Annotated in this window: 21 protein-coding genes, 2 tRNA genes and 1 pseudogene; 13 read left to right on the top strand and 11 right to left on the bottom strand. The window is 65.4% G+C overall.

All coding sequences use genetic code 11. From position 1 onward, the window contains the following. Window positions 1–40: 40 nt before the first annotated feature. Window positions 41–1,699 (bottom strand): arginine--tRNA ligase, encoded by a 1,659-nt coding sequence (gene argS / locus OIE68_RS38110; protein WP_327095749.1) that lies wholly within the window; start codon window positions 1,697–1,699, stop codon window positions 41–43. Window positions 1,700–1,811: 112 nt separating this feature from the next. On the opposite strand from argS, the gene OIE68_RS38105 reads away from it, so the two are divergent. From OIE68_RS38105 to OIE68_RS38095, 3 genes are all read left to right on the top strand, one after another. Continuing rightward, on the top strand, window positions 1,812–2,720 hold the full coding sequence (locus OIE68_RS38105; protein ID WP_327095748.1) for a DUF3105 domain-containing protein: 909 nt from the start codon (window positions 1,812–1,814) through the stop codon (window positions 2,718–2,720). Next, a complete protein-coding gene (locus OIE68_RS38100; protein WP_327095747.1) occupies window positions 2,721–3,446 on the top strand; it encodes a DUF305 domain-containing protein in 726 nt (241 codons plus the stop codon). 127 nt (window positions 3,447–3,573) lie between these two features. Further along, window positions 3,574–3,649: transfer RNA gene (locus tag OIE68_RS38095), tRNA-Arg, on the top strand. A gap of 201 nt (window positions 3,650–3,850) precedes the next feature. Here the strand turns inward: OIE68_RS38095 and OIE68_RS38090 are convergent. Next, a complete protein-coding gene (locus tag OIE68_RS38090) occupies window positions 3,851–4,219 on the bottom strand; it encodes a PepSY domain-containing protein (protein WP_327095746.1) in 369 nt (122 codons plus the stop codon). Between the two features lie 119 nt (window positions 4,220–4,338). Here OIE68_RS38090 and OIE68_RS38085 point away from each other — a divergent pair, with 119 nt between their 5' ends. The 7 genes from OIE68_RS38085 (at window position 4,339) to OIE68_RS38055 (ending at window position 12,365) form a co-directional block, all read left to right on the top strand. After that, window positions 4,339–5,016: a response regulator transcription factor gene (locus tag OIE68_RS38085; protein ID WP_327095745.1), complete on the top strand. Its 678-nt coding sequence runs from the start codon at window positions 4,339–4,341 to the stop codon at window positions 5,014–5,016. 28 nt (window positions 5,017–5,044) lie between these two features. After that, window positions 5,045–6,457, top strand: a complete 1,413-nt coding sequence (locus OIE68_RS38080) for a HAMP domain-containing sensor histidine kinase (RefSeq protein WP_327095744.1) — start codon at window positions 5,045–5,047, stop codon at window positions 6,455–6,457. Window positions 6,458–6,548: 91 nt separating this feature from the next. Beyond that, a complete protein-coding gene (locus OIE68_RS38075) occupies window positions 6,549–7,202 on the top strand; it encodes a hypothetical protein (protein WP_327095743.1) in 654 nt (217 codons plus the stop codon). 14 nt (window positions 7,203–7,216) lie between these two features. Beyond that, window positions 7,217–8,617, top strand: a complete 1,401-nt coding sequence (locus tag OIE68_RS38070; protein WP_327095742.1) for a metallophosphoesterase — start codon at window positions 7,217–7,219, stop codon at window positions 8,615–8,617. Between the two features lie 126 nt (window positions 8,618–8,743). After that, a complete protein-coding gene (locus tag OIE68_RS38065) occupies window positions 8,744–9,763 on the top strand; it encodes an iron ABC transporter substrate-binding protein (RefSeq protein WP_327095741.1) in 1,020 nt (339 codons plus the stop codon). A gap of 2 nt (window positions 9,764–9,765) precedes the next feature. Then, a complete protein-coding gene (locus OIE68_RS38060; protein WP_327095740.1) occupies window positions 9,766–11,319 on the top strand; it encodes an iron ABC transporter permease in 1,554 nt (517 codons plus the stop codon). Further along, the gene (locus tag OIE68_RS38055) at window positions 11,316–12,365 is read left to right on the top strand and encodes an ABC transporter ATP-binding protein (RefSeq protein WP_327095739.1); all 1,050 of its coding nucleotides are present in this window, start codon (window positions 11,316–11,318) and stop codon (window positions 12,363–12,365) included. The genes OIE68_RS38060 and OIE68_RS38055 overlap by 4 nt, the downstream gene beginning before the upstream one ends. 66 nt (window positions 12,366–12,431) lie before the next feature. Here the strand turns inward: OIE68_RS38055 and OIE68_RS38050 are convergent. Further along, a tRNA-Cys gene (locus OIE68_RS38050) sits at window positions 12,432–12,506 on the bottom strand. Window positions 12,507–12,674: 168 nt separating this feature from the next. Between OIE68_RS38050 and OIE68_RS38045 the strand changes: the two genes are divergently transcribed. The 3 genes from OIE68_RS38045 (at window position 12,675) to OIE68_RS38035 (ending at window position 15,465) form a co-directional block, all read left to right on the top strand. After that, window positions 12,675–13,223, top strand: a complete 549-nt coding sequence (locus tag OIE68_RS38045) for a MarR family transcriptional regulator (protein WP_327095738.1) — start codon at window positions 12,675–12,677, stop codon at window positions 13,221–13,223. A gap of 128 nt (window positions 13,224–13,351) precedes the next feature. Beyond that, on the top strand, window positions 13,352–14,410 hold the full coding sequence (locus OIE68_RS38040) for an Hsp70 family protein (protein WP_327095737.1): 1,059 nt from the start codon (window positions 13,352–13,354) through the stop codon (window positions 14,408–14,410). Window positions 14,411–14,640: 230 nt separating this feature from the next. After that, on the top strand, window positions 14,641–15,465 hold the full coding sequence (locus OIE68_RS38035) for a DUF6159 family protein (protein ID WP_327095736.1): 825 nt from the start codon (window positions 14,641–14,643) through the stop codon (window positions 15,463–15,465). Between the two features lie 85 nt (window positions 15,466–15,550). On the opposite strand, the gene OIE68_RS38030 is transcribed toward OIE68_RS38035, so the two are convergent. From OIE68_RS38030 to OIE68_RS37995, 8 genes and pseudogenes are all read right to left on the bottom strand, one after another. Further along, window positions 15,551–16,327: an enoyl-CoA hydratase gene (locus OIE68_RS38030; protein ID WP_327095735.1), complete on the bottom strand. Its 777-nt coding sequence runs from the start codon at window positions 16,325–16,327 to the stop codon at window positions 15,551–15,553. Next, window positions 16,324–17,223 (bottom strand): 3-hydroxyisobutyrate dehydrogenase, encoded by a 900-nt coding sequence (mmsB, locus tag OIE68_RS38025; RefSeq protein WP_327095734.1) that lies wholly within the window; start codon window positions 17,221–17,223, stop codon window positions 16,324–16,326. The genes OIE68_RS38030 and mmsB overlap by 4 nt, the downstream gene beginning before the upstream one ends. After that, window positions 17,220–18,299, bottom strand: coding sequence for an enoyl-CoA hydratase/isomerase family protein (locus OIE68_RS38020; RefSeq protein WP_327095733.1), 1,080 nt, complete (start codon window positions 18,297–18,299; stop codon window positions 17,220–17,222). Before OIE68_RS38020 ends, mmsB begins: the two co-directional genes overlap by 4 nt. Beyond that, window positions 18,296–19,435, bottom strand: a complete 1,140-nt coding sequence (locus OIE68_RS38015) for an acyl-CoA dehydrogenase family protein (protein ID WP_327095732.1) — start codon at window positions 19,433–19,435, stop codon at window positions 18,296–18,298. The genes OIE68_RS38020 and OIE68_RS38015 overlap by 4 nt, the downstream gene beginning before the upstream one ends. Window positions 19,436–19,463: 28 nt before the next feature. Beyond that, entirely contained in the window at window positions 19,464–20,963 is a 1,500-nt protein-coding gene (locus OIE68_RS38010) for a CoA-acylating methylmalonate-semialdehyde dehydrogenase (RefSeq protein WP_327095731.1), read from the bottom strand. A gap of 251 nt (window positions 20,964–21,214) precedes the next feature. Further along, window positions 21,215–22,180, bottom strand: a complete 966-nt coding sequence (locus tag OIE68_RS38005; protein ID WP_327095730.1) for a DUF2157 domain-containing protein — start codon at window positions 22,178–22,180, stop codon at window positions 21,215–21,217. Between the two features lie 50 nt (window positions 22,181–22,230). After that, window positions 22,231–22,479, bottom strand: a complete 249-nt coding sequence (locus OIE68_RS38000; RefSeq protein WP_327095729.1) for a hypothetical protein — start codon at window positions 22,477–22,479, stop codon at window positions 22,231–22,233. 169 nt (window positions 22,480–22,648) lie between these two features. After that, a pseudogene (locus OIE68_RS37995) lies at window positions 22,649–23,392 on the bottom strand (hypothetical protein); the annotation flags it as partial. Between the last annotated feature and the right edge of the window lie 2 nt (window positions 23,393–23,394).

The following is a 23,394-nucleotide window of genomic DNA, read 5'->3' as shown; positions in this document are numbered from 1 at the left end:
TCCGACGCTGTGTCTATGGTTCGCTCGCTGCGCTCACTCACTACATTCGCTCCGGTGCACTAACGCCGAGCAGCCCGAGGCCGTTGCTCAGCACCTGACGGGTGGCATTGGCCAGGGCCAGCCTGGCGGCATTGGTCGGCGTAACGGGTTCGTCGCCGAGGGGCAGTACGCGCAGATTCTTATTGGTCTGGAACCGGTGGTAGGCACCGGCCAGTTCCTCCAGATACCGTGCGACGCGGTGCGGTTCGCGCAGGCTCGCGGCGCTGGCGACGGCGCGCGGGTATTCGCCGATGGTGCGGATGAGTTCACCCTCTTCATCGGCGGTGAGCAGACCGAAATCCGGTGTCACCGTGTCGTATTCGAATTCGACCGCGTTGCGCGCGATGGACGCGGTCCTGGCGTGCGCGTATTGCACATAGTAGACCGGGTTCTCGTTGCTCTGACTGGTCCACAGGTTCAAGTCGATATCGATGCTCGAGTTCACCGAGCTGCGCACCAGCGAGTACCGGGAGGCGTCGACACCGATCGCCTCGACCAGATCGTCGAGGGTCACCACGGTGCCCGCACGCTTGGACATTCGCACGGCCACACCGTCTTTGACGAGATTCACCATCTGCCCGATGAGCACCTCGACGGTGGCCGGATCATCGCCGAAGGCCGCCGCGGCGGCCTTCAAACGGCCGATATAGCCGTGATGGTCCGCACCGAGCATGTAGATGCACAGATCGAAGCCGCGCGAGCGTTTGTTCTGGAAATAAGCGATATCACCGGCGATATAGGCGGCATTGCCATCGCTCTTGAGAACGACGCGGTCCTGATCGTCACCGTATTCGGAGCTGGCGATCCACCAGGCCCCGTCCTTTTCGTAGAGGTCGCCGGAATTCTTGAGCTTGGTGACGGCCTGTTCGACCGCACCGGATTCGAATAGCGAACTCTCGTTGAAGTACACGTCGAAATCGGTGCCGAATTCGTGCAGCGATTCCTTGATTTGGGCGAACATCAACTCGACGCCCTCGACGCGGAAAAGTTCGAGCTGCTCGTTTTCCGGCAGGGTCGCCGCCTCGGGGTGCGCGGCCACGATCTCGGCGGCGATCTCGCCGATATATTCGCCCGCGTAGCCGTTCTCCGGGGTCGGCGCGCCGGTAGCGGCGGCAACCAGGGATTTGGCGAAGCGGTCGATCTGCGCGCCGTGGTCGTTGAAGTAGTACTCGCGGGTCACGGCGGCGCCCTGCGCGGCCAGAATGCGGCCGAGCGCATCACCGACGGAGGCCCAGCGGGTGCCGCCGAGATGCACCGGACCGGTCGGATTGGCCGACACGAATTCCAGATTGATCCGGGTGCCCTTCAGGGTGTCCGAGGTGCCGTAGGCCGCGCCCGCGGTCAATACCTGTTGCAGGATCGCGCCCTGCGCGGAGGCGGCGAGCCGGATGTTGAGGAAGCCGGGACCGGCGACCTCGGCGGTATCGATGGCGTCCGTGGTGGCCAGTGCCTCGGCCAGCCAGGTCGCCAACTCGCGCGGATTCGTTCCGGCCTTCTTACCTACCTGCATGGCCACATTCGTGGCATAGTCGCCATGTTCCGGATTACGGGGGCGCTCCACGTTGACCTCGTCGGGCAGGACCGCAGGGTCCAGTCCACGTTCGACAAGCACCTTCGCCGCGGTCGCGCGAAGGAGATCTGCAAGGTCAGCTGGAGTCACGAGTCTCTATCCTATGGTCTGGGCAGGTGTACGCCTCGAGTGGGCACCTCGGCGGAGCCCTCCGCAACCACCCAGCACCGTGGATCAATACGTGGAAAGAGCACAGCGAGCTATGCCGAGCAGCACGAGCGCCAAATCGGCCAAGGCCGTCCGGGCCGCAGGGAAGGTCGCACCGTCGCGGAAAAAGGGCGGCGGCAAGGTTCCGATGGGCAAGGGCCCGTTGAAGAAGCGCCAGATCCCCTGGTTGGTCATCGGAGCCGCCGTGGTGATCGTCGCATTGATCGGTGCGCTCGCGTTCAGCCTGGTGCCGAAGTATCGGGACAAGGCCGAACTCGAGAAATTCACGCCGAGTGCGCAGAAGAAGGATCCGTCGGATCAGATCGCCGGGGTGACCAAGAAGGACTACCCGGCTGGACTGCACATCTCGGGTAACCAGCGCGTCGCGTACGACCAGACCCCGCCGTTCGGCGGTCCGCACGATCAGGTCTGGGCGAACTGCATGGGCGTGGTCTACGGCAAGCCGGTCCGGGTCGAGAACGCGGTGCATTCGCTCGAGCACGGTGCGGTGTGGATCGCCTACAACCCCGACAAGGTCGACGCGGCGGGCATCGACACGCTGAAGCAGAAGGTCGAAGGTAAGCCGTTCACGTTGATGTCGCCGTTCCCCGGACTGACCTCGGCGATATCGCTGCAGTCCTGGGGGCATCAGCTGAAGCTGGACAGCGCCGACGACAAGCGGGTCAACCAGTTCATCACCGCCTTGCGCGCGAACCAATACGCCTACCCCGAGGTGGGCGCGAGTTGCTCGAACCCCGCGTTCGACGCGAACAACCCGACGCCGTACGACCCGACGCCGCCCGGACCGGATGCGGTGCCGATGGACGGTAAGGGCCTGTCGCAGGACCAGACCGAACTCGGCGGCGCCTCGGGTGGTCTGCCCGGTATGCCGAGCATTCCGGGTGTGCCGAGTATCCCCGGCGTGCCCACCGGAATTCCGACCCAGCCGACGGAAGGTCAGTAGATGCCCGTGGATACCGAAATCGAGCCGGACGTGGCGAGCGGTTCCACGGGTTTCGCCGCGCAGGCGCGGCAGCAGCGCACTCCGCTGCTGGTGCTCGGTGCGATCGGCGTCCTGCTGATCGGCTTCGCGGTCGGCGTGCTGGCCCGGCTGCCGCTGGACGGCAATAGCGAACCCGATCCCGGCGCGGTCGATATCGGATTCAGCCAAGACATGTCGGCACACCACGCACAAGCCGTCGAAATGGCCGGTATCGCGCTCATCGGTTCCACCGACAACGATGTGCGCAGGCTGGCCTACGACATTCTGACCACCCAGCAGGAACAGATCGGCCGGATGCAGGGCTGGCTGCAGATGTGGGGTAAACCGAACCAGAATGCGGACGGCTATATGGGCTGGATGACCGAACAGTCGGGTCATTCGCATTCCGGTGCCACCACCGACCACGCAATGTCCGGCCCATCAGCTTCCATGCCGGGCATGGCGACCACCGCGGAGGTGACCGCGCTGCGCCAGGCCACCGGTCCCACACTGGACACGATGTTCCTGCAGCTGATGCTGCGCCATCATCAGGGCGGGCTCTCGATGACCGAATACGCCGCCCAGCAGGCCGAAACCACCGCGGTGCGCACACTCGCGGCCGCCATGGCGACCACCCAGCAGGGCGAATCACAACTCATAACCACGATGCTGACCGCCCGCAACGCGAAACCACTGCCGCAGAACTGATCCATCGCGTCGGGCCGGGGAACCGAAACTCCCCGGCCCGACACACTTTTTGGCGGACGCCCCGCAATGCGATACGCTTGGCCCCGCCCGAACGGCCGCCGCCACCGGCACCGTTCGAAACTATCCCGCCCTCGTAGCTCAGGGGATAGAGCGTCTGCCTCCGGAGCAGAAGGCCGCAGGTTCGAATCCTGCCGAGGGCACCAACGAAAAAGGGCTCCGACCAGCAGCGTACGGTCGGAGCCCTTTTTCGTTCCTCCGCGTTGGCTGGAAGACACTGACGGTTGCCGGAATCCTCGGCAGGTCTCCAGCGTGGCGACCGTAGGCGGTGATCCGGGTGACTTCTTCGCGCGCCGCGGCACGGCCGAGAAGACATGGCAGCCGAAATCCAATTGGGCCTACAGCGGTCAGTCGTGCTCGACGGTGCCGAGTACCTTGCCGGTGTTCGCATCGATGGTCACCTCGTGCTCGATGCCATCAGGGGTTGTGAGTTCGACCTCCCACACCGATGCTCCCCGCTCGGTGTCGATCTCGGCGGAATCCACGGCGCCTCCCGGCACGGCCTTCACCGCCTCGTCGATGGCCTGCTGCCTGCTGATCTGCGGGCCCGCGAGGAGTACCCAGTCGGTGTCCGACAAATTGACGGCGACGGTGTGGTCCTTGTGTCCGACGGTGCTGGTGGCGAGGGCGAGGCCGGCGACGGTGGCGCCGATAACGGCGGCGCCCACGATGATCCATCGTAAGCTGGCGAACGCGCGGCGGATAACGGATGACATGGTGAAACCTCCTGTGGCAGCGGCGATCTTGAATCCGATGACCACTCTGGCAACAGCAGCTGAAGGTGGCCTGAAGCCTCCTGAAGACCGCTTCAGGAACTGTCTGTCAGGCTTAGCGGATGCGTCTGCTGATCGTGGAGGACGAGAAGCGTCTGGCCCGCACTCTGGCAAAGGGATTGGCGGCCGAGGGTTTCGCCGTGGACGTCGTCCATGACGGCACCGAGGGGCTGCATCTCGCCACCACCACCGACTACGACCTGATCATTTTGGACATCATGCTGCCGGGCATGAACGGCTACCGGGTCTGTGCCGCACTGCGCGCTGCGGGTGACGAGACGCCGGTGCTGATGCTCACCGCGAAGGACGGCGAATACGACGAGGCGGAGGGCCTGGACACCGGCGCCGACGACTATCTCCGCAAACCGTTCTCCTATGTGGTGTTGCTCGCCCGTATCCGCGCCCTGTGTCGCCGCAAAGCTCGCGGCGGCGCCCCGGTGTTGCGGGTCGGAGACCTGATGGTGGATCCGAACACGCACACGTGCATGCGCGACACGCACGAGGTGATGCTGACCGCGAAGGAATTCGCCGTCCTGGAACACCTGGCGGTCCGTGCGGGCCGGGTCGTGTCGAAAGCCGATATCCTGCAGCATGTTTGGGACTTCAGCTACGACGGTGACCCGAACATCGTCGAGGTCTACATCAGCGCGCTGCGCCGCAAGATCGACGCTCCGTTCGGGCGGCGGTCGATCACGACCGTTCGGGGCGTGGGATACCGACTGGCGGCCGATCGTGGCTGATCGACCACGGCTGCGGTGGTGGAACTCGGTGCGAGCCCGGACCACGGCGCTGGCCACAGCCGTCGTCGCGGTGGCGCTCGTGGTCGCCGGACTGGTCGTGCTCGAGGTCCTGCGACACAACCTGGTCAACAGCGCGAGCCTGCAAGCGGAGGTCACCGCTCGCGACGTCGTCACCCAGATCGCGATCGGCACCGACTTCCCGCAGCTGAAACTGCCCGACTCGGATAGTCAACCGGTACAAGTGGTTTCGGCCGACCGGCGGATCTTGGCAGCCGATGACGACTTGCAGAGTCGACCCATGGCCGACTTCACCCCGACCTCGGTACCGGCCGCAACCGACGACGACGATGACGACGATGACGAGACCGAGCTTGTTTCCACTGCCGGAACAACGGCCGTCGCCACGTTTCGTGACGTGCGGCTCCCGGTGGGCGACGACGAGATCATGAACCAGGTATTCCGGGTAGCCGCCATCGGAACCACCACTGTCAGCGGGCAGCCGGTCACGGTCTACGCGGGCGCTTCCCTCGGCTCCGCCCAGAATGCGGTCGCCGATGTTCGGAAGGCCATGTTGACGGGCCTGCCGGTACTGCTCCTCGTGGTCGCAGTGGTGACGTGGCTGGTAACCCGGCGCGCCCTGCGCCCGGTGGAAGCGATCCGGTCCGAGCTCGCCGAAATCATGGGTGGCGACCTGTCCCGCCGGGTGCCGGAACCCGCCGCACGCGACGAAATCGCCCGGCTGGCAGCCACTACGAACGCCACGCTCGCAGCACTCGAAGAATCCGCGGAACGCCAGCGCCGCTTCATCGCCGACGCCGCGCACGAACTGCGCAGTCCGATCGCCAGCCTGCGCGCTCAGCTCGAAGTCGCCCGAGCCCACCCGCGGCTTCTCGAGCTGGACGGGCTGATCGGCGACACCATACGGCTCGAACACCTGGCCGCCGATCTGTTGCTGCTCGCCCGCCTCGACGCGGGCGAGCAGCCCCGTTCGGAACGGGTCGAGCTGGCCGCGCTGATCCACGATGAGCTGGCTCGCCGAATCGGAGACCGCCTACCTGTCGACACCGTGATACCGGACGACAGCGTGGCGGTCACGGGTAGTCGAACCCAACTCGCCCGGGTCCTGGGCAATCTCGTCGACAACGCGCAGCGCCACGCGGCCACCACCGTGCGGGTGAGCCTGGAACGGACTGTCGACCACATGGTCGTGCTCGCGGTCGCCGATGACGGCCGTGGTGTGCCCGCTGCCGACCGGGACCGGATCTTTCAACGCTTCGTTCGGCTCGACGACGCTCGCAGCCGCGACGAAGGCGGGGCCGGACTCGGCCTCGCCATAGTCGCCGACGTCGTGAACCGCCACGCGGGCCGGATCCGCGTCGGCGACAGCGCTGATGGCGGCGCCCGCTTCATCGTGACACTGCCTGCCTGGCGATCTGGGTGAGATAGCTCTGCTGCCGGACCTGTGTTGCATTCGCGGTCGGCCGAGTTGCCGTAATCTCACACACAGTTGGGGTGAGCGGGAGGACGGGACGATGACATATCCGCCGGGTGGGCAACCGCCGTTCGGAGGGCCGCAGGGGCAGCCGCAGCAGCCGTATGGGTATCCGCAGCAGGGTGGGGCGGGGTATCCGCAGCAAGGGGGTTATCCGCCGCCTGGCGGTCAGGGATATGGACCGCAGCAGGGGTATCCGCCACCGGGCGGTTATCAACAGCCGGGGTATCCGCCGCCGAAGAAGCGCAGGACCGGGCTGATCATCGGCCTGTTGGTGCTGGTGCTGGTCATCGCGGGTGCGGTCGCCGCGGGCGTGGTGCTGACCGTGCAGGGCAAGACGCCGCTCGCCTCGGACGAGAAGAAGATCGAGGTGGCCATCCGCGACTTCTACGACACACTCGGGTCGGACGGTTTCGCCGCCGCGGCGGCGAAGACGTGTGCGGCCGACCGCGCCGAGTTCGACACGCTGACCGATGAGCAGAAGAAGCAATTCGATACCGCCAAGGTCGAGGTCAATATCGACAAGATCGATGACATCGTCATCACCGGTGACCGTTCGACGGCCCGGATCACCGGCAAACTCACGCTGACCCTCCCGGGCGAGACCCCGGATACCGATACGGGCACCACCGAACACCTGCGGAAGGAAGACGGGAAGTGGAAGATCTGCTCGGCGGAGTCGGGTAAGAACTGACGTAATCTCGTCGGATGAGCTGCTGCGGACCGACGCGCCGGACCTTCCTCAGCGCCATCGGGCTGGCCGCGCTCGCGAACCTCGCAGACCCGGGTTCGATTCGGGCCCAACCGAATCCGCTCTTCGCGACCGATCTGGAGGTCGTCACGGTCACCGATCGATCGGTCATTCTGACCTGGACGACGGTGACCCCGGATCCGAGCGGCCGACTGCTGCCGGTCGACACGGACGCCGAAGTGCGCCTGGGTCCGGCCGATTCATCGCTGACTACCGTCTATGCCGAGGACGAGCCCACCCCGTTCCACTATGCGGAGATCGACGGTCTCGAACCAGGCCGACCCTACCGATTCGAGGCATGGTCAAGTGGCGTCCGCGCCGTACCCGCCCTGTCACTGACCACCCGCGCCCCCGGAAGTCCGGACTCCACTGGCGAATTCACCACCCTGATACCGCCGTCCGGTCGTCCGCTGCGCACCGTCGCACTCGCCAATGACGTGCACTACGGCGAGCAGGTCAGCGGCCTCGTCGTCGACAATCTGCCGCCGGGTTTCCGGCAGGAACCCGGCGTGCCGCCCTACCCGGAGGTGATGCTCGCGGCCATGCTCGATGATCTGCGCCGCCCCGACCGCGCCGCCGACCTCCTGCTCATCGCGGGCGATCTCACCGCCGAGGCGAAGCCGGAGGAATCGCGCTCGGTTCGCAGGCACCTGGACTCCTGGGGCGCGCAGGGCCGCGACTACCTCGCCGTACGCGGCAATCACGACCGTCCGCACATGGGCTCGCGATATCAGGGCTGCATCCCCGCACCCGCGGATCATTACGATTGCTGGGCAGAGCAATTCAATCCGCGCCAGCAACTGATCGAGCACGAGTTGGGCGGCCTGCGGCTGCTCGGTCTGGACACCAGCGAACTCGATGGTTCGGGCGGCAGCATCGAACGCCCGCAATTCGACCGGCTCGATGAACTGCTTCGCGAAGATCCGGACCGCCCGACGCTGATCTTCGGACACCACCCGGTGACCATCGAATCCGGTCTGACCAATACCGCCGGACCGGGTTTCGTCCTCAACCGCCCCGACAGCATCGAACTCCAGACGCTCTACGAACGCGCCCCGGGCGTGTTCCTGCAGCACAGTGGCCATACCCACCGCAACCGTCGGACCCGCCCCGACACCACCGCCGCGGTGGAATTCCTGGAAGTGGCCGCGGTCAAGGAGTATCCGGGCGGCTACAGCCTGCTGCGGTTGTACGAGGGCGGGTACATGATCAACTTCTACAAGACCCGCACCGCGGCCGCCCGCCGCTGGAGTGCGACCACCCGTGGCGAATACTTCGGCCTGCTGCCGGATTACACGCTCGGCACCTTCGCCGACCGCAATCACGTTGTGCTGCGGGACTTCTCGGGCCTGTCCTGATCGGCCCGCAGACTCGCGTTCGCCGCAGCCGTACCGATACCATCGCCGCAGTTCGGACGCGGTATCTTGCTTAGGTAAGCCTCATCATATGAAGTGAAACCTTGCAGGCGTCGGAAGGACTCGAACATGTCGATCAGATGGAAAGCGATCTCCGCAGCGCTGGCCGTCGCTGTCGCGGCGCTCGGCGTGACGGCCTGTTCGAATTCCTCGGACGACAAGAACGAGATCACCGTCTACAACGCCCAGCACGAATCCCTGACCAAGGAATGGGTAGACGCGTTCACCAAGGAGACCGGCATCAAGGTCACGCTGCGCCAGGGCGGTGACACCGCACTGGGCAACCAACTGGTCGCCGAGGGCGCGGCCTCCCCCGCAGATGTCTTCCTCACCGAGAACTCCCCCGCCATGGCGCTGGTGGAGAACGCCGGATTGTTCGCCGATGTCGATAAGAAGACCCTGGACCAGGTGCCCGCACAGTTCCGCCCGTCCACCGGTAAGTGGACCGGAATCGCCGCCCGCTCAACGGTTTTCGTCTACAACAAAGACAAGATCGCGGCCGATCAGCTGCCCGCATCGCTGCTCGATCTGGCGCAGCCGCAGTGGAAAGGCCGCTGGGGCGCGGGCGTTTCCGGCGCCGACTTCCAGGCCATCGTGGCGGCACTGCTCGCACTGAAGGGTGAGGACGCCACCAAGGCCTGGCTCAAGGGCATGAAAGACAACGCCACCGCATTCCCGAACAATGTCGCCACCATGAAGGCGGTCGACTCCGGTCAGCCCGACGGCGGCGTGATCTACCACTACTACTGGTACCGCGACCAGGCCAACACCAAGGAGAGCAGCAGCCACACCGCGCTGCACTACTTCAAGAATCAGGATCCGGGCGCGTTCGTCTCGGTTTCCGGTGGCGGCGTGCTGAAGTCGAGCAAGAAGCAGGAGTCGGCGCAGAAGTTCCTGGAGTTCATCACCTCCAAGGCCGGACAGGAGATCCTGCGCGACGGCACCTCGTTGGAGTACCCGGTCGCCAGTGATGTCGCGGCCAATCCGGCACTGCCGCCGCTGGCCTCGCTGCAGGCGCCGGCCGTCGACCCGAGCAAGCTCGATGCCAAGAAGGTGGCAGCGCTGATGACCGAGGCGGGTCTGCTCTAGTCATGGCCGTCCGGACCGCTGTCGCCGCACCCCGGATCGGAAGACCCGGGCCACTCGTCACGACCGTCGCGCTGCTGTTGGTGGCGGCGACGTTCGTGCCGCTCGGCTACATCGTGTCCACCGTCTTCTCCACCGGTCTGCACGAGGCGGCTGAATTGGTCTTCCGCCCGAGAGTCGGTGACCTGCTGCGCAATACGGTCGGGCTGGTGATCGTCACCGTCCCGATCTGTGTGGTGCTGGGGGTCGGGCTGGCCTGGGTGGTGGAGCGGACGAATGTACCGGGCGCGGCGTGGTGGGGGCCGGTATTCGCGGCACCGCTCGCCGTGCCCGCGTTCGTGAACAGCTACGGCTGGGTCAGTGTCTTCCCGACCATGCACGGGCTGTGGGCGGGTGTGGTGATCTCCACCATGTCGTATTTCCCGCTGGTGTATCTGCCCGCGGCGGCCACACTGCGCCGTCTCGATCCGGCGGTGGAGGAATCGGCGCGTGCGCTGGGTTCCGGTCCGGTCGCGGTCTTCACCCGAATCATCTTGCCGCAGTTGCGATTGGCGATTCTCGGCGGCGGACTGCTCATCTCGCTGCATCTGCTCGCCGAATACGGCGCGTTCGTGATGATTCGGTTCGACACCTTCACGACCGCGATCTTCGAGCAGTATCAATCCAGTTTCGCCGGTCCGGCGGGCAGCATGCTGGCCGGTGTGCTGGTGCTGTGCTGCCTGGTGTTGCTCGCGGCCGAGGCGGGGGCGCGCGGTAAGGCGCGTTACGCCAGGATCGGCAGCGGTGCGCCTCGGGCGGCTGCCCGGATTACATTGGGGCCCAGCACGATTCCGGTTCTGGTTGCCTTGGCCGCCGTGGTCATCGGCTCGATCGGCGTGCCGACGTGGACCATCGTGCGCTGGCTGCGCATCGGCGGTGCACAGGTCTGGGACTACACCGAGATCGGAACGGCGCTCGGACAAACCATCGCCCTTGCGGCGATGGCCGCGCTGCTCACCACGCTGTGCGCGTTCCCGGTGGCCTGGATCGCGGTGCGCTCGGCATCGGCCTTCGCCCGAATGGTGGAGGGCGCCAATTACATTACGAGTTCGCTGCCCGGCATCGTGATCGCGCTGGCAATGGTGACCGTCACCATTCGGTGGGCGCCGCCGCTCTATCAGACGGTGACCATGGTTGTGGCCGCCTATGTGCTGATGTTTCTGCCGCGGGCGCTGGTCAGCGTGCGCGCCGGGCTGGCGCAGGTGCCGGTCGGGCTGGAGGAAGTGTCGCGCTCGCTCGGTCAGTCGGGGCCGGTCACCTTCCTGCGCGTCACGCTGCGGTTGACCGCGCCCGCCGCGGCATCCGCCGGTGCGCTGGTATTCGTCGCGGTCGCGACCGAATTGACCGCGACATTGCTCTTGGCGCCCAGCGGAACTCGCACACTGGCGATGCGATTCTGGTCACTGTCGGGCGAATTGGACTATGCCGCGGCCGCGCCCTATGCGCTCATCATGATCGTCGCGGCGGTGCCGGTGACGTATCTGTTGTTCACCCAATCCAGGAAGGCGGCCGGGGTATGAGTCGGCTTGTCGTGGCGGACGTTTCGAAGACATTCGGCCAGCACCGCGTACTCGGCGGAATCAGTCTCGAAGTGCCGAACGGTAGTTCGACCGCGGTGGTCGGCTCGTCGGGTTGCGGCAAGACCACACTGCTGCGGGTGATCGCGGGATTCGAGACGCCGGATGCCGGTTCGGTCGCCATCGGCGCGGAAACCGTGACCCGCGACCGGTTTTCGGTGCCGCCGCAGCGGCGCAATGTCGGTTACGTCGCGCAAGACGGTGCACTGTTTCCGCATCTGACCGTCGGCCAGAATATCGCCTACGGCCTGCGCAGCGGATTCTGCGGGCTGCGCAGCGGGCGGAATCGGGTGAACGAACTACTGGAGATGGTCTCGCTCGATCCGTCCTATGCCGACCGACGCCCCCATCAGCTCTCCGGCGGCCAGCAGCAGCGCGTCGCACTCGCCCGCGCTCTTGCCCGCAAACCGCGGTTGATGCTGCTGGACGAACCGTTCAGCGCACTCGATGCCGGATTGCGGGCCACTACCAGGCAGGCCGTGGCTGAGACGCTGCGCGCGGCGGGCATGACAAGCATCCTGGTCACCCACGACCAAGAAGAGGCGCTCTGCTTCGCCGAACAGGTCGCCGTCATGCGCGAGGGGGTATTCACCCAGGTCGGCACGCCGGAAGAGGTCTACGCCGCGCCCACAGATCTGTTCACCGCCAAATTCCTCGGCGATTGTGTGCTGCTCGATGCGGTGGTCGAGGGCGATGTGGCCAAATGCGCGCTCGGCCGGGTTCCGGTGCAGAAGTCCGCGCCGAAGGGACCGGCGACGATTATGATTCGTCCGGAACAACTTGTGGCGCAGGTGGTTTCGGATAGTGAACCGAACAGCGGAGTCGTGCGCGATGCACAGTTCCGAGGCGCCGACGTGATGCTGACCATCGCGCTGCACGGCGATGTCGATCCGGTGCGAGTGCGCCGTGCCAGCGTCGCGGCGCCGGCCGCGGGCCAGCGCGTCCATCTAGAGGTGCTCGGCAACGCTGTGGCCTTCGAAGCGGCCTGAACCACGGACACCCGGCCCGGCGGTGGCGTGTCACCGGACCGGGCGCCCATGGCGCGCACCCTTACTTGGAGCGAGCGGCGGGAATTGAACCCGCGTAAACGGCTTTGCAGACCGTTGCCTCAACCACTCAGCCACGCCCGCCTCGCCATGAATATTGCCGTCGACCGATCGAATTGCCCACGGTTGCACTCAGGGTGATCTGAACCGATGACGCGCGAACCTCGGCCACCGGTCGGAATGCAACTTTCGCGGTGCCCACCGATCGGGAGAAGAGCCGGAGCGGCGGCGGATCATGGAATGATCAAGGTCATGTCGCGGCCACGTCCACTTCCGGTTGATCCGATCGAGGAAGCCCATCGTCAATGGGTCGGCCACGGCTGGGGCGATGTCGCCGATGGAATGGCGGCGGTGACCTCCCTGGTTCGCGCCCAGCAAATCGTGATGGCTCGGGTGGACGAGGCCCTGAAACCGACCGGCCTGACGTTCTCTCGATATGAACTTCTCATGCTGCTTGCTTTCAGTAAGACGGGTGCACTGCCCATGGCGAAGGCCAGTGCGCGGCTGCAGGTGCACCCGACCAGCGTGACGAATACCGTCGATCGACTCGAAGCAGCCAAGCTCGTCGAGCGGGTGCCGCACCCCAGTGATCGACGTGCCACCCTGATCGAAATAACCTCCGCTGGAAGGGAATTGGTCGCCGAGGCGACCGAGGAACTCAACGCGAAAGTCTTCTCGATTCCCGGCCTTCCGCCGGATCGGCTGCACACTCTGCTGCAGTTGCTCGCGGAATTTCGCCATGCCGCAGGGGACTTCGACACCGGCGATGAACCGGCCCGATGGTCGGCGCACGAGCAGTAACCAAACAGCCAGACCGGTCGGTCTTTACACGGCACGGACGACCGCACAGTAACGGTCTGGCATCCAACTAGCGAATTTCCCGCCCCGTCTTCTTGGCAGCGGAGGCGAAAGGGTCCACCATGGAATCCATGGTGCTGGTCTTGGGGGTATCGGCGGGCGCTGGTGGTGCCCGCGCGATGCTGACGCATTCCGATCAGCCACATCTCCCCCCGATCGATCGATGCCAGGTGCCGCGTCGGGCGGGGGGTGGGGTCGAGGAACCGGTCTTCGAGGCGATCCGCCAGATGGGCGCGGCCGCCGACCGGCGCGACGAGCTCATCACCGGAGCCGCCGTTACCTGCCGCTGCCCGCTGCACGCCGACGCCATCCGCACCACCGCAGGCCGCACCCGGCTCACCATCGTCGACGAACCGCTGGCCCAGCTGCGCTACCTGCGCTTCACCGGCCGCCTGCCCACCACCGGCTCGGTCATCCTCTACGACCTCGGCAGCTCCGGCCTGACCATCACCCACGCCGACTGCCGCACCGACACCATCCTGTCCAGCAAACGCAGCACCGTACTCGGCGGCGACGGCTACGACGCACTGCTGCGCTGGCAATTGGCCCGCGGGGGCGTACTCACCGACAAATTGACCAGCCGCAGGCATCGCGAAGAACTGAGCAGCACTCGGGTAATCACCGCCATGGACACCAGTTCCGGCGGACGCGCCGTGGTCACCCGCAGCGACCTCGCCGAACTCTGCGCCGCAGGCATCCACCACTCCGCCTCGTTCGTCCGCCAACTCATCGAGGAAACCGGCGTCCAACCGGAAGCTCTGATCTTGCTGGGCGGCTGCACCCGCAACCCCGATATCCGCGAAGAGTTGTCCGAAATGATCGAACTCCCGGTCATCTACGACGAGGAGCCCGAATACGTTTCGGCCCGCGGGGCAGTATTGCTTGCCGCGGAGCGTCCCAACGGCGATGTGCGCATGGCCCGCTTACGCAGCGGAGCGCTGACCGGCTCACTGGTGCCGACCACCATCGGCCGCCGCAAACTCGTTGCCGCCGTTGCGGTTACGATCGCATTGGGCGCGACCATCGCCGGACTGCTCGCCATGGACCACACCGCCGCCCAGCCACCGGGTGGCGTCAACGCACCGACTCCCGTCGAAGTCGCGGGAATCCCAGTGACGTCCTTCAACTGAACCTGGTTGCGAGCGCCCTGGAAAATCTCCTCGGCTGCGCCACGTCATAGCCTCCTACTCGCTGATCGCCTGCCGCTGACAGTCACGCATATCGCGCAGAACGTGCAACCCGGGCGAGATCGTGACCCGGTATGCGAGGACTGACGGTGCCTTTTAAGGAGTCAGCAAGGGGTTCTTAGGGGGCTTGACCGATCGTGGACTCAATCGATCGGTTGGTCTTGGAGGTAGGAATGGCGTTCGCAACCTCGTGGCAGATGTTCAAGACATCGGCTGCGGTACTGAAGTCGCGTAGAGAATTGGCGGTTTTTCCGGTGTTGTCGGCGGTCGCGAGTGTCCTGGTGGCCGCGACGTTCATTGTGCCGATCATTGCCAATGATGCCTGGCACAAGTCATCGACGATGACCTATGTGCTGTTCGGACTGATGTATCTGGTCTCTGCGTTCGTCACGATCTTCTTCAATGCGGCATTGATCTCGCAGGCGAATGTTGCGTTGCAGGGTGGGGATCCCAGTGTGGCCGAGGGGTTGCGGGCGGCGGGGGCGCGGTCGCCGCAGATTCTGGTGTGGGCGGCGATTTCGGCGACGGTGTCGCAGGCGTTGCGGTGGCTGCAGGATCGGGTCCCGTTTCTCGGGATGATCTTGGCCGCTATTGCTGGAACGGCATGGCAGGTGGTGACGTTCTTGGTGTTGCCGAAGATCGTACTGGAGGATCGTAATGTGGTTGCGGCGGTGAAGGATTCGTCGGCGGTTTTGAAGCGGACCTGGGGAGAGAATCTGGTCGGCAATGCCGGGCTCGGCTTGTTCGGCTTGCTGTTCGCACTGCCAGGCATTCTGGTGATGGTCATCGGATTCCTGATGCTCGGCACGGGTGCGGTAGCCGGGCTGGCAGTGATCGCGCTCGGTATTGCATGGCTCATGGCGACCGGGGTCGTCGTATCCGCGCTGTCGGGCATCTACCAGACCGCGCTGTACCGGTACAGCGTTGATGGCAGTGCGCCGGTCGCGTTCGCCACGGCGGATCTGTCGCAGTCGTTCCGGCGACGTGGCCGCCGCTGATCGAATACATCCGCACCCGAATACACCTGTGCCTGGCCGAGATTCACTCGGCCGGGCACAGTGCTATGCGTCAGCGCCGGCAGCGCTAGCTGTTGGTGAACTTCGCCGGACGCTTCTCGACGAATGCGCTCATACCTTCCTTCTGATCGTCGATCGCGAAGAGCGAGTGGAAGACTCGGCGTTCGAAGCGCAGGCCCTCGGCGAGGGTGGTTTCGAAGGAGCGGTCCACGGCTTCCTTTGCGATCATGGTGACCGGCAGCGACATCGAGGCGATGGTTTCGGCGACCTCGAGTGCGGTGTCGATCAGTTCGGCGGCAGGCACGATGCGGGATACGAGCCCGGCGCGCTCGGCCTCCTCGGCATCCATATTGCGGCCGGTGAGCACCAGGTCCATGGCCTTGGCCTTGCCGATGGCCCGGGTCAGGCGCTGCGAGCCGCCGATGCCCGGGATGACGCCGAGCTTGATTTCGGGCTGACCGAATTTCGCGTTGTCGGCGGCGAGCAGGATGTCGCAGATCATGGCCAGCTCACAGCCACCGCCGAGGGCGTAACCGGCGACGGCGGCGATGGTGGGCTTGCGGAACTGCGCCAGCCGGTCCCAGCGGGCGAAGTAGTCGTTCATGAACATGTCCATGTACGACTTGGGCTGCATCTCCTTGATATCGGCACCGGCCGCGAAGGCCCGCTCCGAACCGGTGATGACGATGGCGCCGATCGCGTCATCGTGCTCGAGTTCGTCGAGCGCGGCGATGACATCGTCGAGGACCTGCGCGTTCAGGGCGTTCAGCGCCTTCGGGCGGTTCAGCGTGATCCAGCCGACCCGGCCCTTGCGCTCCAGCAGAATCGTCTCGAAGTCAGTCACTCGGCACCTTCTTGGTCAGAACGGTCACGGATATCGGTGACGATAGCGGAGAAGTCCTTACCCGCCTGCGACTGGTTGAACCGGGTGTAGATCTCGGCGGCGAGCAGGCCGAGCTGACCGTCGACGTCGTTATCGCGCAGAGCGTTCGCGGCCAGACCCAGGTCCTTCGTCATCAAAGCGGTAGCGAAACCGGGCTGGTAGTCGTTGTTGGCCGGGCTGGTCGGCACCGGGCCGGGGACCGGACAGTAGCTGGTCAGCGCCCAACTCTGGCCGGATGCGGTCGAGACCACATCGAAGAACGACTGGTGACTCAGGCCCAGCTTCTCGCCGAGCACCAGGGCCTCGGACAGGCCGATCATCGAGATGCCGAGCAGCATGTTGTTGCAGATCTTCGCGGCTTGGCCGACGCCGGAGCCACCACAGTGCACAACCTTGCCGCCCATCACCTGGAGCACGTCGAGTGCATCGGCGAAGTCGGCCTCGGTACCGCCGACCATGAAGGTCAGCGTGCCCGCTGCGGCACCCGCGACACCACCGGAGACCGGAGCGTCCAGTGCGCGATGACCCGCATCGACAGCGCGGGCGGCGGCCGCCTTGGCGTCGGCGACATCGATCGTGGAGCAGTCGATGAACAGGGTGCCCGGATCCGCGGCGGAGAGCAGATCGGCGTAGACGTCGAGGACCAGCTTGCCATTGGGCAGCATGGTGATCACGACATCGCGACCGGCGGCGGCTACGGCGGCCGAATCCACCACGGTGGCACCGTCTTTGCGTGCCTGCTCCTGTGCGGCGGGGACCGGATCGAAGGCGAGCACGTCATATCCGGCCTGGACCAGATTCGCGGCCATCGGCCCGCCCATATGGCCGAGGCCGAGGAAACCGATCTTCTTCGTCACTTGCTTGCCTCCAAACCCAGTTCCTTATCGCCCAATTCGACGAAGTACGCGTCGACCTGTTCGGCGGTGACGTCGACGAGCGTCGCGGGCGACCACTGCGGGTTGCGGTCCTTATCGATCACCTGCGCGCGGATGCCTTCGACCAGGTCGTGCGAGGCCAGCGAGGCGATGGACACCCGGTACTCCTCGTTCAGCACCGCCTCGAGGCTCTTCGCGGCACGGGCCGCACGCAGCGAACGCAACGTCACCTTCAGTGCCACAGGCGATTTGGCGAGCAGTTCGGTCGCCGCCTTGGCGGCCTCCGGCGAGCCGTGCGCCCGCAACCGATCGACGATCTCCTCGACGGTATCGGCGCTGTAGCAGGCATCGATCCAGTCCTGCTGGGCGACCAGCTCGGATTCCGGTGCATCCGTGGCGAATTTGGCGATGGCGATCTCGGCGGACTCGGTCCGCAGCGTTTCCAGCAGTGCCGGAATATGTTCCGAGGCCACGTAGTAATCGGCGAATCCCGCGGCAATGGCGTCACCGGCGCTCATCCGCGCGGTGGTCAGTGCGACGTGCGTGCCGATTTCACCCGGCGTGCGGGCGAGCAGGTAGGTGCCACCGACATCCGGAACGAAGCCGATGCCGACCTCTGGCATGCCGATCTTGGAGCGCTCGGTGACGATCCGGTGGCTGCCGTGGCCGGAAAGACCGACGCCGCCGCCCATCACGATGCCGTCCATGACCACCACATACGGCTTCGGATAGCGGCCGATCAGGGCGTTGAGGATGTACTCGTCGCGCCAGAACACGCCGGTGGCCGAATCCGCATTGGCGGCACCGGCCGGGGAGCCACCATTCAATGCGACCGCGTCACGGTGGATGGCGACGATATCGCCGCCCGCGCAGAGCCCGCGCTCCCCCGCGCCGGTGACGACGAGGGTGCGCACCTCGTCGTCATTCGCCCATACCTGCAGCGCGGCGGAAATGGCAAGGGCCATTGGATGATTCAATGCATTGATGGCCTTGGGCCGGTTCAGCGTGATCAGACCGAGTCCGTCGCGCTTATCGATGAGAACTTCGGATTCCGTCATGCTGCTCCTACCACCGAGCGGGCGACGACCACCCGCATGATTTCGTTGGTGCCCTCCAGAATCTGGTGCACCCGCAGATCGCGGACGATCTTTTCCACGCCGTATTCGGCCAGGTATCCGTAGCCGCCGTGCAGTTGCAGCGCCTTATTCGCGACCTCGAATCCGGCGTCGGTCGTGAATCGCTTTGCCATGGCGCACAATTCGACCTTGTCGTCGGCATCCGCATCCAGTGCGGCGGCAGCCCGCCACAGCAGGGTCCGCGCCGCCTCCAGCGAGGTACGCATATCCGCGAGCTGGAATTGCAATGCCGGGTTGTCCAGCAGTCGGCTGTTGAATGCCTTGCGCTGGGCCAGGTACGCCACGGATTTCTCGAGCGCCGCCTGGCCGCCGCCCAACGAGCAGGCGGCGATATTGAGTCGACCGCCGTTGAGCCCGTTCATGGCAATCCGGAAGCCATTGCCCTCGACGCCGAGCAAATTGGCGGCGGGCACCCTGGCGTTGTCGAGAATCACCTGACGAGTGGGCTGGGCATTCCAACCCATCTTCTTCTCGTTGGCGCCGAAGGAAATTCCCGGGGTATCGGCCGGAACGATGAATGCCGAGATCCCGCGCGCACCCGCATCGCCGGTGCGCGCCATGATGACGTATACATCGGTGCTGCCCGCACCGGAGATGAATTGCTTTACCCCGGTGAGCAAGTAGTCGTCACCGTCGCGAACGGCCTTGGTGCTCAGAGCCGCCGCATCCGATCCGACGCCCGGCTCGGTGAGCGCGTAGCTGCCGAGCCATTCCATCGAGGTCAGCCGGGGCAGCCAATAGTTGCGCTGCTCGGCATTGCCGTAGTTGTCGATCATCCACCCAACCATGTTGTGGATGGAGATATACGCCGCGATGGCGGGGCAGCCGGTGGCCAGTTGTTCGAAGATGCGTACGGCATCGAGCCTGCGCAGTCCGGAGCCGCCGACATCCTCGCCGATATAGATACCACCCATGCCGAGCGAACCCGCCTTGCGGAGCACATCCACTGGAAAGTGCTTCTGCTCATCCCATTCCAGGGCGTTCGGGGCGAGGTATTCGTCGGCGAAGTCGCGCGCCATTTCGGTAATGGCGCGCTCGTCGTCATTCAGTGCGAACACGATCGTCGACCTCCCGTCCGTGGGCTATTCAGTCCATCGTCGGAATGACGAAGTGGTTGCTGTCCTTCAACCCGGAAGGCCAGCGCTGGGTAACGGTCTTGGTCTTGGTGTAGAAGCGAATCGAGTCCGGACCGTGCTGGTTCAGATCGCCGAAACCGGAGCGCTTCCAACCGCCGAAGGTGTGGTACGCGATCGGCACCGGAATCGGCACATTGATGCCGACCATGCCCACCTGCACGCGGGCGGCGAAATCCCGTGCGGTATCGCCGTCGCGGGTGAAGATCGCGACGCCGTTGCCGTACTCGTGCTCGTTGGGCAACACGAGCGCTTCGTCGTAATCCTTGGCCCGCACGATCGCGAGCACCGGGCCGAAGATCTCTTCTTTGTAGATCCGCATTTCCGGGGTGACATTGTCGAAAAGCGTCGCGCCGGTGAAGTACCCGCCTTCGCCGCCGTCGACCACAAGGCCGCGGCCATCGATCACCAGCTCGGCCCCCTCATCGACGCCGATCTGGACGTAATTCTCGACCCGGCCGAGCGCGTCCTTGGTGACCAGCGGCCCGAAATCGGCGCCGGCATCGTCGGAGCGCCCGACATTCAGCTTGGCGATCCGCTCGATCAGCTTCTCGCGCAGGCGATCCGCGGTCTCCTGACCGACCGGCACGGCGACCGAGATGGCCATACAGCGCTCACCCGCCGAGCCGTAGCCCGCGCCGATGAGCTGATCGGCGACATCGTCGAGGTCGGCGTCGGGCATCACGATCGCGTGGTTCTTGGCGCCGCCGAAGCACTGTGCGCGTTTGCCGTTCGCGGTCGCGGTCTCGTAGATGTACTGCGCGATCGGGGTGGAACCGACGAAGCCGACGGCCTTGACGGTCGGTGAGTGCAGGATCGCGTCGACCGCTTCCTTATCGCCGTTGACCACGTTGAACACGCCCGCGGGCAGGCCCGCCTCCAGGAACAGCTCGGCCAGCCGCAGCGGCACCGAGGGATCGCGCTCGGATGGCTTGAGCACGAAGGCATTTCCGCACGCCAGCGCCGGACCGGCCTTCCACAGCGGAATCATGGCCGGGAAGTTGAACGGGGTAATGCCCGCGACCACACCGAGCGGCTGACGCATCGAGTAGACGTCGATGCCGGTACCCGCGCTCTCGGTGTACTCACCCTTGAGCAGATGCGGAATACCCGCCGCGAATTCGATCACCTCGATACCGCGCTGGATATCACCCTTGGCGTCGGGGATCGTCTTGCCGTGCTCGGCAGACAGCAGTGCCGCAAGGGAATCCATCTCGTCCTGCACGAGCGTCAGGAACTTCATCAGCACCCTGGCCCGCTTCTGCGGGTTGAACGCGGCCCACACCTGTTGCGCCTCGGCCGCATTCGCGATGACGGCATCGACCTCGGCCTTACTCGCCAGCGGCACCCGCGCCTGCACCTGGCCGGTATTCGGATCGAAGACGTCGGCGAAGTTGCCCGAGGCCCCGGCGACATGCTGTCCGCCGATGTAGTGAGTGAGTTCGCGAACCATGCCAGTCCTGTTCTTGTAGTGGACGCCGCGCATCGGGCGATATATAGGCATCCTATAGTTGGATGTCCAAGTAAATAAGACAGTGTGACCCATCCCACGGCAACCACCGAGCAATCCGCCGGACCGGCGGCAGTCAGGCGGAGGACTCCGTGAGCAGTAGGCAGTCACCGACGGCACGATGCGGCGTGCGCAATTCATGCAGCTCAGCCCTTGGTACGCACCAGCGTGCGGGTCCAGCGATGGACCGCACGTCAGGCAGAGGGCTTCGAGGAGCGGGTGAGCAGTAGTGCGCCGACGGCGAGCACCACCGCGCCACCAATCACGATCGCGACCATTACCCCAACTTCGCCATCGAACCGATCGGCGACCGCCATGCCGACGGCAAGCGCGACCGTCGCGCTGCCGCCGATCACCAGAACCGCCGAACGTTGCGTCGCATACAGGACAAAACAAACGACGGCTACCAGCGCGGTCGGCACGAACCCCCAATGCCCCGGACCGGTGTCGGCGGTCACCGCACCTGCGTCCGCGATGAGGATCGCGACGACATATCCCGACCAGTTTTCGACGATCAAGCCGAACCTGGTGAGCGCGAACCAGATCCCGCCGAGGGCGAGCAAGCCGACGCCGACCCAGACCTCCTCGACATCGAAGACCTCGTCCAGCACCACCAGGACCAGAACAACGCTGTACCAGGCCGCGGCGAAGATGCCGATGACCGATGGCAAGGCTGAGTAACCGAGTACGGCCACCACGAGACCCGCGCTGCATGCGCAGACAAAGGCATTGTCGGAGTTGCCGCCTTCGAAGACCGACCCCACCGTCGCAGCGACCGATACGGATGCGAGCACGAAGAGCACCGTCGCGAGCCGCGAGCGGGATGTGCGCGCAACCGTTGTGCGCGTGAACAATCCGGCGATGCCACCGGCCAGCGCGATCCCGCCGAGAGCGAGACCGACGGATACCAGCCCGAAGATGACGATGCGGCCGGTCCGCTGCAGGTCATCCCAGGAAGACGCGAGTAGTAGGGCGAGCGCGCCCAACATCGAACCAGCGCCGATATAGGCGGCGATCTCGGCGAACAGCCTGCCCGGCGACTCGGGCTTCGTCCGCTCCGCCGCCAGTGCCTTCGCGACCGCATCGCGCTGGTCTTCGGTCAATATGCCTTCGTCGACCAGCCGCCGTAAGGCCGCCCCCGACCGATCTTGGATCCCCATGTATCGAGTATGGCCGGTGCATCGGCAGTCGTTAACTGCTCCATGCGAACTCAGCGCTCCGGGCCGAGTTCCACCACCGTGCCGGGATGCGCGAGTGAGGCGACCTCGATCGGGCCGCCTTTGGCCTGCTCGATGATCTGGCCCTGCCAGGCGACGAAGCAGGAGGCGACCGTGGCGACCTCATCGTCATCGCGCACCGTCAATGCGGTCACCGCGACAGCGCTACCGATTACAGTCAGTGCGGCGACCGCCCGGATGGCAGTGGCGACCGTAGACCGGGTCGTGCTGCGAGAAGTCATCGGACCGTACTCCTGTTCGTATCTAATGTGTCGGCGCCGCAGGCGAAGTCGATTCCGATGAGGCCGGCGGGGCGGGCGAGACCAATGCCGCGGGCGCGGTCGGCGAAACTGGTGGCGACGGCGCGTTTGCTGCGGGCGGCGCTCCCGGTGCCGCGGCGTCGGGTTCGAAGACGCCTTCGAGGTGCCAGACGCCCGTGAAACCGTTGAACGGACCGCCAACGATCAAGCTCGTCCACTGCAGGGTGTATTTGCGAGTGCCCGGGTCGTAGGTGCCCGTGGCGGGCGGGCCCTGGGCCGCATCGGATTTCGGCTGGTCGAACCACTGCTGACCGACCCAGTCCCACACCTTCTGCACCTGCTGCGCCCCCGCGACTTGGGCCCCCTGCTTCTCCGGCGGCTTCGGCGCCCCTTGGTTGAACTCCTGGTCGTTCCAGGAGGCGGCCCACGAGGACAGATTCGCGGTCAGTTTTCCGCCGTCGTTCACCACCGACGGCGGCGATACCTCGCGCTGGGTCTGCGGATCGACGGGATTGGTGGAGATGCCGAATTCGACGGCGAAGAATTTGGTGGGCGCGGTAATCGATGCGGATAGCGAATGTCCCTGCGCGAAACCGGGTTTGGGCTCGCTCTGGTATCCGCCGGTGCGCAGACCGCCTGCGGTGCCCGGCTCGAGCAGTGTGGTCGCACCGCCCTGCGCCGGGGAGTCGCCGTTGGGCATATAGGGGCCGCGCTCGGGCGTCCCACCCGGCTGCACCATCCGGAACCAGGTGCCTGTCACGGTGTCACCGGCAACCGAACCCGGCGTAAGGCGCAGCAATCCGACCAACTGCTCCGGCCCGGACGACTTCGGAGCGTCATCGTCGGAGCAACCCGACAGCACTGTCAGCGCGGCGAATGCGGCCGCGATGATCATCG

Source organism: Nocardia vinacea, assembly GCF_035920345.1.
Taxonomy (GTDB): domain Bacteria; phylum Actinomycetota; class Actinomycetes; order Mycobacteriales; family Mycobacteriaceae; genus Nocardia; species Nocardia vinacea_A.
Note: the sequence above shows the minus strand (reverse complement) of the source record. Positions and strands in the feature narration are given on the sequence as shown.